This is a genomic window from Mesorhizobium sp. P2_E6, assembly GCF_056403835.1.
Map to the genome: position 1 here is coordinate 144,702 of NZ_JBFUEQ010000011.1, position 15,081 is coordinate 159,782.

The 15,081-nt window shown below is 61.7% G+C and carries 18 protein-coding genes; 5 read left to right on the forward strand and 13 right to left on the reverse strand.

What is annotated here, in order from left to right; translation table 11 throughout:
* The first annotated feature begins 1 nt into the window (after nucleotide 1).
* Nucleotides 2-1,195 carry an acetate/propionate family kinase gene (locus AC1D08_RS25530; protein WP_457153085.1) on the forward strand — a complete coding sequence of 398 codons (1,194 nt, stop codon included), beginning with the start codon at nucleotides 2-4 and terminating at the stop codon, nucleotides 1,193-1,195.
* A gap of 75 nt (nucleotides 1,196-1,270) precedes the next feature.
* On the opposite strand, the gene AC1D08_RS25535 is transcribed toward AC1D08_RS25530, so the two are convergent.
* The 6 genes from AC1D08_RS25535 to AC1D08_RS25560 form a co-directional block, all read right to left on the reverse strand.
* Nucleotides 1,271-1,657, reverse strand: coding sequence for a hypothetical protein (locus AC1D08_RS25535; RefSeq protein WP_095080458.1), 387 nt, complete (start codon nucleotides 1,655-1,657; stop codon nucleotides 1,271-1,273).
* Between the two features lie 85 nt (nucleotides 1,658-1,742).
* Entirely contained in the window at nucleotides 1,743-2,996 is a 1,254-nt protein-coding gene (locus AC1D08_RS25540) for an MgtC/SapB family protein (protein ID WP_477424341.1), read from the reverse strand.
* A 10-nt stretch (nucleotides 2,997-3,006) separates the two neighbouring features.
* Nucleotides 3,007-3,453, reverse strand: a complete 447-nt coding sequence (locus AC1D08_RS25545) for a pyridoxamine 5'-phosphate oxidase family protein (protein ID WP_457153087.1) — start codon at nucleotides 3,451-3,453, stop codon at nucleotides 3,007-3,009.
* 12 nt (nucleotides 3,454-3,465) lie between these two features.
* Nucleotides 3,466-4,200 carry a phosphoribosyltransferase gene (locus AC1D08_RS25550; protein ID WP_477424380.1) on the reverse strand — a complete coding sequence of 245 codons (735 nt, stop codon included), beginning with the start codon at nucleotides 4,198-4,200 and terminating at the stop codon, nucleotides 3,466-3,468.
* 2 nt (nucleotides 4,201-4,202) lie between these two features.
* Nucleotides 4,203-4,640: a DUF2267 domain-containing protein gene (locus AC1D08_RS25555; protein WP_477394493.1), complete on the reverse strand. Its 438-nt coding sequence runs from the start codon at nucleotides 4,638-4,640 to the stop codon at nucleotides 4,203-4,205.
* A gap of 107 nt (nucleotides 4,641-4,747) precedes the next feature.
* On the reverse strand, nucleotides 4,748-5,002 hold the full coding sequence (locus AC1D08_RS25560) for a biotin/lipoyl-containing protein (protein WP_457155419.1): 255 nt from the start codon (nucleotides 5,000-5,002) through the stop codon (nucleotides 4,748-4,750).
* Nucleotides 5,003-5,172: 170 nt separating this feature from the next.
* Between AC1D08_RS25560 and AC1D08_RS25565 the strand changes: the two genes are divergently transcribed.
* Nucleotides 5,173-5,397: a hypothetical protein gene (locus AC1D08_RS25565; RefSeq protein WP_457155418.1), complete on the forward strand. Its 225-nt coding sequence runs from the start codon at nucleotides 5,173-5,175 to the stop codon at nucleotides 5,395-5,397.
* On the opposite strand, the gene fixJ is transcribed toward AC1D08_RS25565, so the two are convergent.
* Together fixJ and AC1D08_RS25575 are read right to left on the reverse strand one after the other, a co-directional pair.
* Nucleotides 5,394-6,008: a response regulator FixJ gene (fixJ, locus tag AC1D08_RS25570; protein ID WP_477424343.1), complete on the reverse strand. Its 615-nt coding sequence runs from the start codon at nucleotides 6,006-6,008 to the stop codon at nucleotides 5,394-5,396. The genes AC1D08_RS25565 and fixJ overlap by 4 nt on opposite strands.
* Complete coding sequence (locus AC1D08_RS25575) at nucleotides 5,995-7,509, reverse strand: PAS domain S-box protein (RefSeq protein ID WP_477226404.1); 1,515 nt, start codon at nucleotides 7,507-7,509, stop codon at nucleotides 5,995-5,997. Before AC1D08_RS25575 ends, fixJ begins: the two co-directional genes overlap by 14 nt.
* A gap of 235 nt (nucleotides 7,510-7,744) precedes the next feature.
* Between AC1D08_RS25575 and AC1D08_RS25580 the strand changes: the two genes are divergently transcribed.
* From AC1D08_RS25580 to AC1D08_RS25590, 3 genes are all read left to right on the forward strand, one after another.
* A complete protein-coding gene (locus AC1D08_RS25580; protein ID WP_477225693.1) occupies nucleotides 7,745-8,557 on the forward strand; it encodes a universal stress protein in 813 nt (270 codons plus the stop codon).
* A 146-nt stretch (nucleotides 8,558-8,703) separates the two neighbouring features.
* Complete coding sequence (locus AC1D08_RS25585; RefSeq protein WP_477225694.1) at nucleotides 8,704-8,982, forward strand: DUF6455 family protein; 279 nt, start codon at nucleotides 8,704-8,706, stop codon at nucleotides 8,980-8,982.
* 161 nt (nucleotides 8,983-9,143) lie between these two features.
* A complete protein-coding gene (locus tag AC1D08_RS25590) occupies nucleotides 9,144-9,692 on the forward strand; it encodes a hypothetical protein (protein WP_477394484.1) in 549 nt (182 codons plus the stop codon).
* Between the two features lie 73 nt (nucleotides 9,693-9,765).
* Here the strand turns inward: AC1D08_RS25590 and AC1D08_RS25595 are convergent, their stop codons facing one another.
* The 5 genes from AC1D08_RS25595 to ccoG all read right to left on the reverse strand — a co-directional run bounded on the left by AC1D08_RS25595 (nucleotide 9,766) and on the right by ccoG (nucleotide 15,037).
* Nucleotides 9,766-10,461, reverse strand: coding sequence for a CBS domain-containing protein (locus AC1D08_RS25595; RefSeq protein WP_477424345.1), 696 nt, complete (start codon nucleotides 10,459-10,461; stop codon nucleotides 9,766-9,768).
* An 88-nt stretch (nucleotides 10,462-10,549) separates the two neighbouring features.
* A complete protein-coding gene (ccoS, locus tag AC1D08_RS25600; protein ID WP_457153287.1) occupies nucleotides 10,550-10,702 on the reverse strand; it encodes a cbb3-type cytochrome oxidase assembly protein CcoS in 153 nt (50 codons plus the stop codon).
* A complete protein-coding gene (locus tag AC1D08_RS25605) occupies nucleotides 10,699-12,987 on the reverse strand; it encodes a cation-translocating P-type ATPase (RefSeq protein ID WP_457153286.1) in 2,289 nt (762 codons plus the stop codon). The genes ccoS and AC1D08_RS25605 overlap by 4 nt, the downstream gene beginning before the upstream one ends.
* A complete protein-coding gene (locus AC1D08_RS25610; protein WP_457153285.1) occupies nucleotides 12,984-13,481 on the reverse strand; it encodes a FixH family protein in 498 nt (165 codons plus the stop codon). Before AC1D08_RS25610 ends, AC1D08_RS25605 begins: the two co-directional genes overlap by 4 nt.
* The gene (ccoG, locus tag AC1D08_RS25615; RefSeq protein WP_457153284.1) at nucleotides 13,478-15,037 is read right to left on the reverse strand and encodes a cytochrome c oxidase accessory protein CcoG; all 1,560 of its coding nucleotides are present in this window, start codon (nucleotides 15,035-15,037) and stop codon (nucleotides 13,478-13,480) included. The genes AC1D08_RS25610 and ccoG overlap by 4 nt, the downstream gene beginning before the upstream one ends.
* Between the last annotated feature and the right edge of the window lie 44 nt (nucleotides 15,038-15,081).

The window sequence follows — 15,081 nt, forward strand, 5'->3', positions numbered from 1 at the left end:
CATGACAGACGCTGTCCTGGTCCTCAATGGCGGCTCCTCCAGCCTGAAGTTCGCCGTCTTCGAGGAACGCGACGCGCTTCCCCTGCTGTTGCGCGGCAACGTCTCGTCGCTGGCCGGGCACCCGCGGCTGCGTGTCGAAGCCACTGCGGGTGAGCCGGCGACAGACAAAAGCCTGGGTGACGGACCGATCGACATTGGCAAGGCATTCGCGGCCGTCGCCTCTGTGCTTGCCGATCACGACCTCCTGCGCCGCATAGGCAGGATCGGGCACAGGATCGTCCATGGTGGCCGCAATTTCACCGGAGCGACGCTGCTCGACGGGCCCACACTCGACGCACTGCGCCTGCTCGAGCCGCTCGCGCCAATCCATCAAAGGATCAATCTCGAGCTTGTCGCCCTGGCCGCTGAGTTCCTGCCGCAAGCCCTCCAGGTCGGATGCTTCGACACGGCATTCCATTCGGCCCGGCCGGAGGTCGCCAAGATCTACGGCCTGCCGCGCGCGATGACCGAGACGGGCATCGTTTCCTATGGCTTTCACGGCCTGTCCTACAGCCATATCGCTTCGAAGCTGCGCGACCGCTACGGCGCGCGCGCTGGAGGCCGAGCGATCGTTGCCCATCTGGGCAGTGGTGCCAGCCTCTGCGCCATGGACTCCGGACGAAGTATCGCCACGACGATGGGGTTTTCGACGCTGGACGGCCTGGTGATGAGCACGCGTTGCGGTGCCCTGGACCCAGGGATAATCCTCCATTTGCTGGAGGACGGTAAGCTGTCGCCCGACGAACTGGTCACGCTTCTCTATGAGCAATCCGGCCTGCTCGGAGTGTCGGGGATATCCGGAGACATGCGCACGCTGATCAGTTCCGAGGATCCTGCCGCCGCCGAGGCGATCGATCTCTTCGTATATCGAATCGGGCGCGAGATCGGGTCGCTGGCGGCTGCCCTCGGAGGTCTGGATACGCTGGTGTTCACGGCCGGCATCGGCGAGAACGCGCCGTTGGTCCGGGAGAAGATCGGTGCCGCGGCCGGTTGGCTCGGCGTCGGCATCGACCATGAGTTGAACCGGAGAGGCGAGGGCGTGATCAGCCTTGCCGATTCCAGCGTCAACGTGCTTGTCATTCCCACGGATGAAGAGAGGGCAGTCGCCAGTGATGTACAGGCTGCATCCCAGGCGGCATCGCTGCGCGGGACCTGACGGGTAGGCCTCCCTTGCCGGACAAATGACTTGGCCCGCTCGCCCACTCGCCCCGTACTTCCAGGCGTCATATCTCTAAGGCCGTTCGACCCTTGCCACCTGATAGGTGTGCATGGTGCCGTTGCGTTCGATGGACACGTATTCGCCGGTGACGAAACGTTCGTCGCCGAGGTGGAAGCCGATCTCGTCATCGCGGTCGCCTTCTGCATAGTCGAAGTACCACTGTCCACCGGGCTTGCGCCGCAGAAGACCGACCAAGTCTTCTTCGTCAGCACGAAAACGGCGAACGCGGCAGGAACCCCGGTGCGACTTCCACTCGTCGGCGTCGATCCGTCCGTCGCTCTTCAATGGGGCGAGCACATCATAGCCCTCTTCGCGATCACCGCCCGGATGGCCCTTCTCGCGGGCAAGCAGCAGCCGGACATGCCGGAATTTCGGGGTAAGATCTTTCAGATCTGTCATGGCGAACTCCCTTGACGGAGTTCATAGCGCGATGACCAGATCTCGCCTTGATCCGGATCAAGAGGGCCTAGTCGTTTCTGCGCGGTCAGAAGGTCGCTAGCAGCACCATGGCGCAGTAACCGGCACCTGCAGCGATCAGGGTCGCTACGGCCAACGGCAACCAGAACCTGACCGGGCCGGCAACGACCGCCAGCGAGACGCGACCGGTCGCGTTTGCCGCCAGCGCCGCCAGCACTGCCTGCCCCACGGTTTCGACAGGGACCGAATGCCTGACCAGGCGCAACGCGCTGAGCACCGAGACATCGACATCGAACGTTCCGGCAAGCGCCGAGCTCGCCAGCAAGCCGCGCCCGCCGAATTGACCCGCCAGTGCGGCGCTGGCGGTCGAGACCACCGCAAAGAGCAGGGCAAAGAGCAGCAATGGACCAAGTTCGAATGGATTGCGCGTCAGCCCACCACCTTTTTGATCCCCGCCGACGCGCACCAACAGAAATGCGCCGCAGGCCGCGAAGGCGAATGCCGCCGCAATTGCGGGAATGCCGGCTGGGACGAATACGCTCGGTTGGATGATCAAAACCACCACGCAAACGCGCAGCGATGAGACCATCGCTGCCAGCGAAGCTGCCCCTGCCAGCGGTAGCGGATTGCTCGACGACGTCGCGTTGCGGGCAAGCGCCACGGTCACGGCTGTGGAGGAGACGATTGCACCGACGAGCGAGCTGACGAGCAGACCCCGCGTGGTTCCAAGAACGCGAACGGCGACATAGCCAGCGAACGATATCGACGCCATCAGCACCGTAAGGAACCAGACCTCCCAAGGATTGAAACCGCCCCATGGGTCCATGGTCCGGTTCGGCAGCAAGGGCAGGACAATCGCGGTCATTACCGCCAGGATCAACGCCGAACGAAGCTCGATCCAGGTCAGTCGTCGCAACAGGCCGTGCAGGACCTCGCGACTGGCAAGTACCGCCGCGAGCGCGGCCCCTCCAGCGCAAGCAACCCGATAGTCGCCGGCTACACAGAGTGCGCCAAGCGCGAACACGCCCAGGCCGGCCATGACCGAGGTGACGCTGAAATCCTGGTCATGAGCAGCTTCTCGCGCCTTGTACCACGCGAAGATCGCGGCAAAGGCGATAAACCCCGCGACCAGCACCGAAACCGCGTCAAGGGCTTCGGCCAGGGCGGCCAGAATGCCACCGAGCAGGCCGGATATGCCGAAGGTTCGAATACCGGCCGTACGGCTGCGATCGGGTGCGTCCCGCTCCCGCCAGCCACGCTCCAGTCCGACGAGCAGGCCGATTGCCAAGGCAAGTCCGAGCCGGGCGATGAGCGGATCCATGGGAGGCAGTTTACTCGCCCGCTTCCCTGCCCGACACCTGCTGAATCAGAATTCGGAAGAACACAGGTGACGCGCTGTCTGAAACGGGAGGTCTTGCCGGCTTGAGGGCACCGGGCTCCCACCAGTCCGCGTGCTTGCTGAGCACGGACCATGCATGGTCGCGCTCGACCTTGTGGCCGATCTGATCCGGCAGTTCCTCATAGCGGCCGTCGACCACCACGCTTCTCCATCCTCGCCCTTTGCCGCGTTCATCGACCTCAACGCACACCAGCGGGTTGCCTCGCATCCACTCGATCTTCTTGCCTGGCATCGAAAACGCGTAAAGGTGATTGTCTGAATGGGCATAGTGTATCGGCACGACGTAAGGCTGGCCGTCCTTCGCGCATGCCAAACGACCGATCCGGTTGGCGGTCAGCAATTTCGTGCATTCCAAGGCAGAAAGGCTACGGATCAGCATCGGTGCGATCTCCTACTTTTTCGAGGTGGCCCCGTCACGCTGCCGCTCAGTCTCGATTGTGGGGCGGCCGGCGGGCTTCTTGAGATTCTTGCGTTGGCGGGTCGCTTGCCGCAGGGCAGCTTCGTCCATTGCAGCGACAACAGAGCTGTCGGAAAGCTGAGGGAACGACAAGTAGTGGTAGCCCAGTGCACCGAACCGCGCTGGTTGACTAAGGCAAATCACCCGGTCGGCTTCGCCAGCCAATTCCGATATCGTATCGCGCGGTGAAACAGGAACTGCTACGACGACCTCCTTGGGGGCTCGTTTTCTCAGGGCACGAATGGCAACCTTGATCGTCGTTCCTGTTGCCGCGCCGTCATCGACGATGATCGCCGTCTTCCCCGCGATCGATAAGGGTGGATGCTTTGCCCGATAGGCGAGCCGGCGACGTTCAAGTTCGGGTCGTTCCTGCGCGATCAAGGCGCGAAGTGCGTCATCATCGAGCGAGTAGGCTTCGACAATCTCCCGGTTCAGCACGATGTCCGGCGGTTCGCCGTCCACGATTGCGGCAATGGCCAGTTCAGGATTTCCCGGCGCGCCTACCTTGCGCACGATAATCAGATCAAGCGGTGCCTTCAGAGCTTTGGCCACTTCGGCGGCAACCGGAACCCCGCCACGCGGCAGCGCGAGCACGACGGGCTGGCGCAATCGAAGCTTGCCCAGTTCGATGCCGAGCTTCTCTCCAGCCTCCTTGCGGTCGCGGAACATCATCAGTCCGCCGGCCAGAGTTGATGAAGTGACTTCCTCATCGAATTTCTCACCTGAGTGATCTCTCCATGCGATATATGGCGATCGAGGAGCTTGAAAACTGCACCGATCGCAGTGTCGAAATCGACTTCGTCATCGTAGCCGAAACCGCTTCTGACATCGATGATGAAGTCTCGCTTCGTTCGCTTGCAGGCAGGTGCTTTCGTTGGTTGCCAACCCTCGAAATAGATGCCGCGAACCAAGACAGGGAGCTGCGCCGCAAGGTCGGCAGTTTCCGCAGGCGACAACCAGTCTCGCAGCGTATGCAGAACGGATTTCAGCAGCCGGTACGCGCTCGGCTCGCTCCAGCAGAGGTCCCTGGCGAGTTCGTTGACCCACTGCTGAGCCTGCTGCGCGGCGTGGGAAAAGCCAGAAAATGATGTGTGAGACATTTGGGTCATGTCAATTGCTCGCTTCCAATCCCGGGAGTGCGTGAGCATCGCGCCGGATCAATTTCCTGCATCCGACCCACTGCCGGCGATGCCCGATCGGTGGTCGGCATGCGCCGTCAGTCGGCCCGGATCGTATCGTCCAATGTTGCCAGAACCGATCCGGGTTCGATCACGGCATTCACGGGGGCCATGATCGTCGCGCGACCGCTTGCCGGCGACACGATCTCATGCAGCGCGTCTTCAATTCGAACCTCGGCTATTCTATCGCCAGCCTTGATCGTGGTGCCGCTGGCAACGACCCATCGTTCCACAATGCCCTCGGGAAGCATGCTGGACGCCCACAGCGCTTCATCGACCTTGATTTCGTGCATCGCGTTTCTCCTTATGAGCAGGGAAAGTAGCCCAACCGCCAAGATGGACATTGATCGCGATCAAAAGGTGCGGTTCGGCAGACGCAGGGCAGCCAGCTCGAGGCTGCATTCGGGTGTCGAAAACTGATTCAAATCAAGGCGAGGCATGCCATCTCGCGCATCCTAGGGGGATGTGGAAGCCGATCCTAAGCGCTCCGTTCGACAGCGATCTCGAACTGGCCGTCCTCGACGAGGATGGCGAGCATGCGCTTGTATTTCCCTGCATGAAGACGCGGAAAGGATGGAGGAACGCCGCGACCGGCGCCTATCTCGACATCCACCCGACCCATTGGCGCGACTGGGTGCCGGACAAGACACCGGCAGATATCGGCAACTCTATCTCTCGGTCGCCCTAGTGCTTGGGATCCACGATGAGTGCCATGCGAACCAGATGCGACAGGCTGCTCGCGGCCATCTTGCTCATGACATTGGCGCGATGGATTTCGACAGTGCGCGGGCTGATCCCCAGATCATAGGCGATTGTCTTGTTCGGCAGACCCGACACAAGTCCATCCAGCACCTGCCGCTCCCGATCCGATAGTGTAGACAGACGCCCGCGGATTTCCGCGGATTGCGGGTGCGTTGCATCTATCCTATTGCGATTGGCCAAGGCGGAGCGGATCGCGTCGATCAGCATCTCGTCGTCGAACGGCTTTTCGACGAAATCAGCAGCGCCTTCCTTCATCGCCTGGACGGCGAGTGCCACATCGGCATGGCCAGTCATGACAATAACCGGAAGCCTATGTCCGCGAGTCCGAAGCTGTCGCAGGAACTCGATGCCGTCGATACCCGGCATGCGCACATCGGTCACGATACAGCCATCAATATTGTCTGTCGTCGCGGCCAGAAAGGCTGTCGCTGATTCATGCAGGCGCACGGCAAAGTCGGCTGTGGCGAGAAGAAACCCAAGCGACTTGCGGACGTCGACGTCGTCGTCGACGACATGCACAAGATCATTGCCGGCCATTGGCGACCTCTTCCTTCTCAACGATGCGCAATGTGAACCGGAATGCTGTTCCTCCGGTGGGCATTGGCTCGGCCCAGATGTGGCCGCCATGCGACTCGACGATGGTACGGCAAATGGAGAGTCCGACCCCCATCCCTTGCTTCTTGGTTGTGACGAAGGGCTGGAAAAGTTGGGCCGAGACTTCTGGCGCAAGGCCGGTGCCTGTATCCGTCACGCTTACCTCGGCCATCCCATCCTCCCGTGCGACGGTCCTCACGTGTAACTCGCGGCGCGGTACACCTTGCATGGCTTCCACCGCGTTGCGCATGAGGTTGAGCAAAACCTGCTGAATCTGGATGCGGTCGGTCAACACCAGCTCGGCGGCGGGATCAAGCTCGTAGCTGACGCGGACATCGATCTCCCTTGCGCCGACCAGGGCGAGCGACGAAGCTTCCTCGATCAGCGCCGGCAGTCGTTCGACCCGACGCTCGCTTTCGCCCCGCGCAACAAAGTCCCTCAGGTGACGAATGACATTTCCTGCCCTCAGGGCCTGCTCAGCCGCCTTTTCCACGGCATCGCGCAGCATAGGGGCGTTCTCTTCCGTACTCTTCTCGAGCAGCCGGCGGCTGCCCTTGAGGTAGTTCGTGATGGCCGTCAGTGGCTGATTGATCTCATGTGCAAGCGTCGAGGCCATTTCGCCGAGCGCGGTAAATCGCGCCATGTGGAGCAATTCCTGCTGCTGCTCCTGTATTCTCGCTTCCGCCCGATGGCGCTCGGTCAGGTCGCGGCAAAAGCCGGTGAAGAAGCGTCCCGTTCCCGGGTGCATCTCGCCGACTGAAAGCTCCATGGGGAAGGTCGAACCGTCCTTGCGCATCCCGGTGACGGTGCGACCAAGCCCGATGATCCGGCGCTCCCCCGTCGTCAGATAGCGGTGCAGGTAGGCATCATGTTCGCCACGATACGGCGCCGGCATCAGCAGGCTGACATTCTGGCCTATGACTTCGCTGGACTTGTAACCGAACAGCGTTTCCGCGGCCGTGCTGAAGGATTGGATGTGGCCTTGTTCGTCGATGACGACCATTGCGTCTGGCACCGTTGCCAGGATCGAGCGCAGATGATCCTCACGCAACCGAAGTGCGGCATTCGCAAAGGACAGTTCGCTGACATCGGTGCCTTCGACGAAGATGGCCGTGATGCGACCATCGTCGGCCTTGATCGGCTGGTAGACGAAATCCAGGATGCGCTCTTCTGCCGGTTCGTCGTTGTTGTTGCGAAGGGCAATCTTCATGCCCTGGCCTCTGTACGGTTCGCCGGTCTTGTACACTTGGTCCAGCTGTTCGAAGAAGCCTTGACCTTCCAACTCTGGAAGGGCCTCGCGCACCGACTTTCCGATCACCCGCCTGTGGCCGATCAGCCGTTGGTAGGCAGCATTGGTCAGTTCGAAGACATGGTCCGGCTCGCGCATCAGAGCCATGAAGCCCGGAGCCTGCTCGAACATTTGCGACAAGACTGATTTCAGCATCGCGCCGCCGGCCGACAAAATAGGCGCTTCGTATTGGCTCACCTGAGATCCCTGGGCTCGATACGCCTGCAAGAGAGGCTAACTATCACTTCTCTCCGTACAGGCAAAACGGATCGAGGCCGACTTTTTTCGCACGGATGCAATTGGCGGGTTCTTTGACACGCATCAAGGCGTCGAGCGCCGATGGATGCCATTTCACCATCGTATTTCACCGGTCCAGCGAAAGGCCTCCATCATGTCCTACAAGTCAATCATCGTGAATCTTGCCGTGGATGCACCTCCGGCGGCCATGGTGAAATTGGGGATCGAGCTTGCGGAACGGTTTGGAGCCCGTCTTATCGGTCTGGCGGCAGCAGATGTCCCGCCACTGGTCGCGACAGGCGACGGCATGGTCTACGAAGGCGAGATCATGCAGATCCAGCGCACGGAGATCGAAAAACGGCTTGCCGAACTGCGTGCCGAATTCGAGGAACTGGTTCCCGCTTCGATCTTTAGCGAATGGGGCCAAGCCGTTTGCAGCCCAACCCGCTTCCTCAGCGCTTCGGCCAGAGCCGCCGATCTTGTCGTTACCGGCAGCGGGAAAGGCGAAAATGTGTTTCGCGCCGTGGATGTCGGCAGCCTCGCACTTGGAATTGGACGGCCGGTCCTGGTCGCCGCGAGCAATGTCGAGCATGTCATGGCGAAAACCGTGCTTGTTGCCTGGAAGGACACCCGGGAAGCGCGACGGGCGATGGTGGATGCATTGCCCTTCCTGGCCAAGGCCAACGAAGTTGTCGTTGCCACCATCGATACCGACCGCGACGAAAGCATTCGCGACAGTCTCGCCGACGTGGCGGTTTTTCTTGAGCATCACGGCATCATGGCACGGACCGAACTGATCGCCGGCGAGGCCGACGGCGACCGGCTGCTGGCATTCGCGCGCTCGATCCATGCGGACCTGATCGTCTCCGGCGCCTATGGTCATAGCCGTTTGCGGGAATGGGCATTCGGCGGCGTCACCCGCTCGCTGATCGAGGACAACGGCATCAATCGCTTGATGTCCTATTGAACGCGTGTCGCGTCAGCTTCTTCAAGTCGCCACACGCAGTCACAAGCTGGAACGATGGCCGAGCGTGCGTCGCGCTGTTGACCGAGATCAATGTAGTGGTCGCCAACATGGCGATGATGGCTGGGAAAGATGGCTGAGAAATAGGAGTGACCGACGTGACCTTTCTCGACTACCTGATTTCAGTGGACGCAAGGACAGCCCTGATGGGCCGTATGATGCGGAAGCTCGGCGTCGACAGACAATTGAAGATCGTCGCGGACCACGCAGCCGTTACAAATCGGGCGGTGGACCGCTGCCGCTCCTGCGGACACCAGGATGAATGCTCGAACTGGCTCGACGAACACCGGCAAGCGGATGATCCGCCGGATTACTGCCGTAACCGCGACCTGATCGCACGGCTGCAGCATGCGGCCGGCCGCCGATAGTGCTTTCAGCGCCAGACACGGGCTGGTGCGTATTTAGTGTCCTATAGCTTGCTTGCAGCAAAGAGGTCTGCGAATGCCGTTCGACGTTTGGGGCTGACGAGAGTCAACGCATCAAACCGAGTTCTTCTGTGATACATTTGCATCCACGGGACCAGGCCGTTTTGGACACTCTATTTTTCCTGGAAGCATTTCTGCTCTTTATCGCGCCCGGGCCAACCAACGCTCTTCTGATGGCGGGGGCGGTCAAGCGAGAGAAGGCAATTGCACTCCTGGTCGCACAGGCCTGCGGCTACGGGATCGCAGCGGCCTGCTGGCTTTTGCTGCGACCCTTGCTGCCGTCCGGCGCCATCCAGGTGCTCAAGCTGGCCGCAGCTGTATGGCTCGTAATTCTTGGCCTGCGTCTGATAGGCACCGACCGGGTCAACGCGTCCGACGGCGGCGATAGCCTTTCGGTTCTGGCAACCACTGCACTCAACCCGAAAGCCTTTATCTATTGTCTGGCAATCGTGCCGGTAGACGCGGGGCCGTACGAACTGGGCCTCTTCTGGATCGTGCTCCTAGTGACCACGGCTGCCACCGGGTCGATGTGGATATTGCTCGGCAGTCGGCTGAACGGAGGCAAAAAAGCGGCAGACAGAGTCGCGGGCGCTGCGCTTGTTCTATTCGCCCTGTTGCTGCTTCGACCGTTGATAGCGGTAGCCTTGATCTAGGTTCAACGCGGACATTTTGCCAATTCGGATGTCGGGTCGCGCAATGCGGAGTCCGCGAATTCTTTGGTGCTAACTAAGAGACGAGCACCACCGACAGGGGCCCCGGGCAGAAAAGCCTATCCTTCACTGCCTTTACGCCGGCGACGTTTTCGGCGGCGACAATGGCCGCCTGGCGCTCGCGTTCGTCGAAGATGGCGCCGCTCAGCTCCACCACCCCTTTGGCCACGGTCACGTCGATCATATCCTTGCCGGCCCATTTCTGCCTCGCAAGCTCGGCGATGATGTCCTGGCGGATCCGTTCGTCGTCCCTGGCTGCCGAAGGGGCCGACAGGACGGTGAGCAGCGCACGCAGGATGTCGGAACGGGTGATGATGCCAACGACTTTCCCGTCGTCGACAACCGGAATGCGTTTCACGCGATGGCACGTCATGAGCTCGACGATCTCGGGCAGCGATACGCCCGGCGATGCCGTTACGACATCCGTCGTCATCACCTCCTCGATACGGCGTCCGTTGGCTTGAACATATTCGTCAGCGGCTCTTCCGGGGCTCACAAGAAACTCCAGCCAGCGTGAGCGTTTGCGGTTGGTGCCCAGTTCTCCCCGGCGGAGGAAATCGCCCTCGCTGACAATGCCCACCAGCGTGCCATCGCTGCGAATGACGGGAAGGCCACTGAACTTCTTGGAGAGCATCAACCCTGCCGCATCGGAGATCGATGCTGTTGGTTCTATTCCGATGACCGGAGCGGTCATTATGGCTGCGGCTTGCATGTCTGCCTCCTCCAACATCTATCGGATCATTATCGGGGCCTTGTGTGAGGCATGCCTTGATCTGCGTCATCTCCGGCGTCGACGGACGTCAATTTGACTTGTCGTCCCTGTCGATGAGTATCCGTTCCGCCGCCCCGTCGAGGTCCTCGTATTGACCGCTCCTCAAGGCCCACAGGAAGCCGGCCAGCCCGAGCGCGCCGAGGAACAGCGCCACAGGTATGAGGTAGACGAGCGTCGTCATGAGGATCGTGCCAGTGCACCAAAGCCGGCGCGCCTGTCGGCCGCGGTGCTTTTTGCTGGAGTGTGCGGCCCAAAGCCCTGCAGCCGTAGCGCGTTTCCAATAACCAGCAGCGAGGAGGCGGACATGGCGATCGCCGCAATCAATGGCGTGACCTGTCCCAGGATTGCGATCGGCACGGCGACGGCATTGTAGACGATCGCGATCGCGATGTTCTGGCGTATCAGCCGCCCGGCTTTCCGCGAGATGTTCAGTGCGAGAGGCACGGCCAGAAGGCTTTCGCGCAGGAATACGAAGTCCGCCGCGTTGCGGCCAATGTCGGCTGCGGTCGCCGGTGCGATCGAGACATGCGCCGCGCTCAGCGCAGGCGTGTCGTTGAGGCCGTCGCCAACCATCAGGACTTTGTGTCCGTCTTTCGCCAGGGTCTCGATGCATTCGACCTTGCCGGACGGCAGCAGGCACGCAACGAAGTCGCCGACACCCAGAATTTTCGAGACTTCGGCGCAGGCCCCTGCGGTATCGCCAGACAGCATTTGCACCGACATCCCGACATCGTTCAATCGCTCGACTGCCGCCCTGGCGTCGGCACGCAGCGCATCCTCGAAATCGAAGGTGGCGACGATGATGCCGTCTTTCGTCAGGACCGTTCCGCCATAGCCATGCTTGCCTTCGCCGCCGGTCCGGGCCTTCCATCCGGCCCATCCGCGTCGGCCCAGCCGCCAGATAGCTCCGGAGTCGGCAGCTTCGATCCCAAACCCGGGATGCTCGGTGACGGCATCGAATTTTTGTTGCCTGCCAGGAGAGGCAAATCCGGCGATGGCCTTCGAAAACGGATGACGCGAATGCGCGGCCATGTCGGCTGCGATTGCCAGCATGGCCGGGTCGATCGACGATGCATTGACGAGCCGGGGCTGTCCAAGCGTGAGTGTCCCGGTCTTGTCGAACACCGCTGTATCGATCGTCGCCAGGCGCTCCATGGCCGAACCGTCCTTGACCATGATGCCGTTCTCGAACAGGCGCCGCGCGGCGACCACCTGAACGATCGGCACGGCGAGGCCGAGCGCGCACGGGCAGGTGATAATGAGAACAGCAATGGCGATGGTGATCGCCCTATGCCAGTCGCCGGTTGCCGCCATCCAGCCAAGGAACGTCACGAAGGCGGTCAGGTGAACCACAGGGGCATAGAGCGCCGAAACGCGATCGGCGATCCGGCGATAATGCGCCCGGCCGCCCTCGGCGGCCTCCATCAGCCGAACCATTTCCGCCAGGAACGAATCCTTCGCGGCGGCTGTCGCCTCGATCGTCAGCGAGCCGGTGAGATTGAGGGTACCGGCCTGAACCCGTTCCCCCGACGCCACGGTTTTCGGCGTGCTCTCGCCGGAAACCAACGAGCAGTCGAGATCCGACGCCCCCTGAACGATCTTGCCGTCGACGGGTATCCTTTCGCCTGCTGCGATCAGCAGCAACATGCCTGGTTCGATCTCGCCAACCGGCAGGTAATCGCGTGCGCCATCGCTGCGCAGGACCATGGCGCCACGCGCCGCCAGCTGCGACAGGCTTTTCACGGCGGTCCGGGCACGTTCCCGCATGACATGATCCAGCGTACGGCCGATCAACAGGAAGAACAGCAGCGACACCGACGCATCGAAATAGGCGTGATCGCCATGGTTGATCGTCTCATAGAGGCTCATGGCGTAGGCGAGCGACACCCCGACCGCGATGGGCACGTCCATGTTCATGCGGCCGTGGCGCAACGCATTCCAGGCCGAGCGGAAGAAGATGCCGCCGGCGAAGGCGAGGGCAGGGATGGCGATAAGCGCCGAGACCCAGTGGAACAGGTCGCGGGTTGCACCTTCAGCACCTGACCAAACAGAGACCGAAAGCAGCATGATGTTGCCCGCCGCGAACCCGGCAACCGCGACCGCGCGGATCAACTCCGAAAGCGTCCCGTCCTTCGCGTCGGCCTCGGGAGCGAAGAGATGCGCCTGGTAGCCGAGCCGCCAAATCGCGGCGACGAACGGTGGAACCTCGTCCCCACGCCACCGGACCGAGACCCGTTTCGTCGACAGGTTGACACGAGCGCCCTCGACGCGCTCGAGTTTTCCCAATGCCGTCTCGATCGTCTGGATGCAGGCCGCGCAATGAACCGTCGGCACGGAAAGATCGGTCTGGCGAAGGTCATCGCCAAGCGATCGGCTCGCCAGCCGGATCTCCTCGCTAGATGGTAGGACCGATGTGGTGCTCGAGACATCCAACGCCATTTCAGCGCCCGGCGCACAACAGCTCATTGCAGCGCTCCATGGGAAATCATGATCCTGCGGACGTCGCGATAGGGTTTCGCCAGACCGGCATCGGCGTCGATCTCGACGATCCAGACGCCGTCCTTCGGCATGTGCTGCGCGGCAAACTCCTGGCCGGAGGCGAGCGCGAGCGTGACGGCCTTGTCCTCCTTCTCGTAGGCGGGATGGCGAAACAGCACCTTGACGCCATGCAAGGGAACAGGCTTGCCGGCGGAATCGGTGAGCCCGTAGCGAACTTCGCCCCATGCGATGGTCAGCTTGCCGGTCCAGCCGAGCGCTGCCTGCGCGCGACCCTCCTCGGCCTGCTTGTTGAATTGCTGGCTCGCCACATAGGTGTTTTCGACGACAAGGCCCGTCCAGCTCGTGTTGGCGAGCGTCGCCATGGTCAGATTGACCGCGATCACCACCCCGAAAAAGGCAAGGATGATGGCCAACATGTGCCTGCCGGTGAATTCGCGGGATTTCTGCGTATTCGCGCTCATCTGGCGGTCTCCGGCGCGTTGAAAGTGGCGGTGTATTCGTCCGCCTCGAAACTCGCCTTGTCCTCGACACGGAACTTGAAGGTCTGCGCTATGCCGCGGATCTGATCGACCGGCTGGCGCACGAAGACCTTCAGCATCTTCAGGCGGTCGGGCTCGACCGGAATGGCGAAGGAACGGCCTGCCGGGATGTCGTACCCGACCACGCTCATTTCAGCCCCTGGCAAGCCTTGCATGGTGACGACGACCGTCCGTGGCTCGGGGATCATGTTGAGCAGCTTGACCGTGTAGCCGTTGCGGATCGAACCGTCGGACAGCGTGACGAATTGCGGATTGCGGTCATGCAGCACGTTGACTTCGAGCCTGTCGCGCGTCAGCAGCGAATAGAGCAGGCCCAGGCCGATCAGCGACCACAAGCCCATGTAGACATACGTGCGTGGGCGAAAGATCTTGCGAATATGGAAATGGGCCACCTTGTCGGAGAACAGGCCATCAGCGGTCCTGACCAGCGACGGATTGACTGAACCGGAGCCGCCCGCGGTCGCCAGCATCATATTGGCGTTGTAGTCGGAGAGCGTTGCGTAAGAGATCAGCCCGTGCTCCTTGCCAAGCTTGTCCATGACGCCGTCGCAGGCGTCGATGCAAAGCGCGCAGGTGATGCATTCGAGCTGCTGGCCGTCGCGAATGTCGATCCCCATTGGGCAGACCGCGACACACGCATTGCAGTCGACGCAGTCGCCAACGGGCTGCCCTGCTGCTTGCACCTTCTTGGCGTGGCGCGACCGCGGTTCGCCGCGCCAGTCATTGTAGGTGACGGTGAGCGAACTTTCGTCCAGCATGGCTGCCTGGATGCGCGGCCATGGGCACATATAGGTGCAGACCTGCTCGCGCATCAGCCCGCCGAACGTATAGGTCGTCGCCGTCAGCACGGCGACGGTGATGTAGGCGACGGGTGCCGCAGTGCCGGTGAAGAGCTCGCCGACCAGCGTCGGCGCATCGGCGAAATAGAAGATCCAGGCGCCGCCGGTCGCCGCACCGATGACCAGCCAGATGGCGTGCTTCGATACCCGCAGCACGAGTTTGCGGGCGGTCCACGGCCCGGCATCGAGCTTCATGCGCGCGTTGCGGTCGCCCTCGATGGCCCGCTCGACGACCAGAAACAGATCGACCCATACGGTCTGCGGGCATGTATATCCGCACCAGGCACGGCCAACCGTGGATGTGACCAGGAAAAGACCGACGCCGGCCATGACCAGCAGGCCGGCCACATAGTAGAATTCCTGCGGCCAGATCTCGATGAAGAAGAAGTAGAAGCGGCGGTTGGCGAGATCGAGCAGCACGGCCTGGTCCGGAGCAAACGGACCACGATCCCATCGTAACCACGGGGTCAAATAGTAGATGCCGAGCGTGATCGCCATCACCAGCCATTTGAACTGGCGAAAGCTGCCCGAGGCTCGCTTGGGGAAGATCTTCTTGCGCGCGGCATACATCGGCTGGCGCACTTTGGCGGAGTTGACCGCCTCGGCTTCGAGCCGTTCTACCTGCGTATTGTCCAGCACATGCACCTCCACTCGCGCGGGCGGCAATCTGCCCATGCCTGGGC

Coding starts and splice junctions, on each gene's coding strand:
- ccoS (WP_457153287.1), bottom strand. CDS start 10,702: ATGACGACGCTCGTCTACCTCATACCTGTGGCGCTGTTCCTCGGCGCG.
- AC1D08_RS25530 (WP_457153085.1), top strand. CDS start 2: ATGACAGACGCTGTCCTGGTCCTCAATGGCGGCTCCTCCAGCCTGAAG.
- AC1D08_RS25550 (WP_477424380.1), bottom strand. CDS start 4,200: ATGTTCCGCGACCGCAAGGAGGCTGGAGAGAAGCTCGGCATCGAACTG.
- AC1D08_RS25575 (WP_477226404.1), bottom strand. CDS start 7,509: ATGCTGAAATCAGTCTTGTCGCAAATGTTCGAGCAGGCTCCGGGCTTC.
- AC1D08_RS25565 (WP_457155418.1), top strand. CDS start 5,173: ATGTGGAAGCCGATCCTAAGCGCTCCGTTCGACAGCGATCTCGAACTG.
- AC1D08_RS25580 (WP_477225693.1), top strand. CDS start 7,745: ATGTCCTACAAGTCAATCATCGTGAATCTTGCCGTGGATGCACCTCCG.
- AC1D08_RS25535 (WP_095080458.1), bottom strand. CDS start 1,657: ATGACAGATCTGAAAGATCTTACCCCGAAATTCCGGCATGTCCGGCTG.
- AC1D08_RS25555 (WP_477394493.1), bottom strand. CDS start 4,640: ATGACCCAAATGTCTCACACATCATTTTCTGGCTTTTCCCACGCCGCG.
- AC1D08_RS25595 (WP_477424345.1), bottom strand. CDS start 10,461: ATGCAAGCCGCAGCCATAATGACCGCTCCGGTCATCGGAATAGAACCA.
- AC1D08_RS25545 (WP_457153087.1), bottom strand. CDS start 3,453: ATGCTGATCCGTAGCCTTTCTGCCTTGGAATGCACGAAATTGCTGACC.
- AC1D08_RS25540 (WP_477424341.1), bottom strand. CDS start 2,996: ATGGATCCGCTCATCGCCCGGCTCGGACTTGCCTTGGCAATCGGCCTG.
- AC1D08_RS25610 (WP_457153285.1), bottom strand. CDS start 13,481: ATGAGCGCGAATACGCAGAAATCCCGCGAATTCACCGGCAGGCACATG.
- fixJ (WP_477424343.1), bottom strand. CDS start 6,008: ATGGCCGGCAATGATCTTGTGCATGTCGTCGACGACGACGTCGACGTC.
- AC1D08_RS25605 (WP_457153286.1), bottom strand. CDS start 12,987: ATGAGCTGTTGTGCGCCGGGCGCTGAAATGGCGTTGGATGTCTCGAGC.
- AC1D08_RS25560 (WP_457155419.1), bottom strand. CDS start 5,002: ATGCACGAAATCAAGGTCGATGAAGCGCTGTGGGCGTCCAGCATGCTT.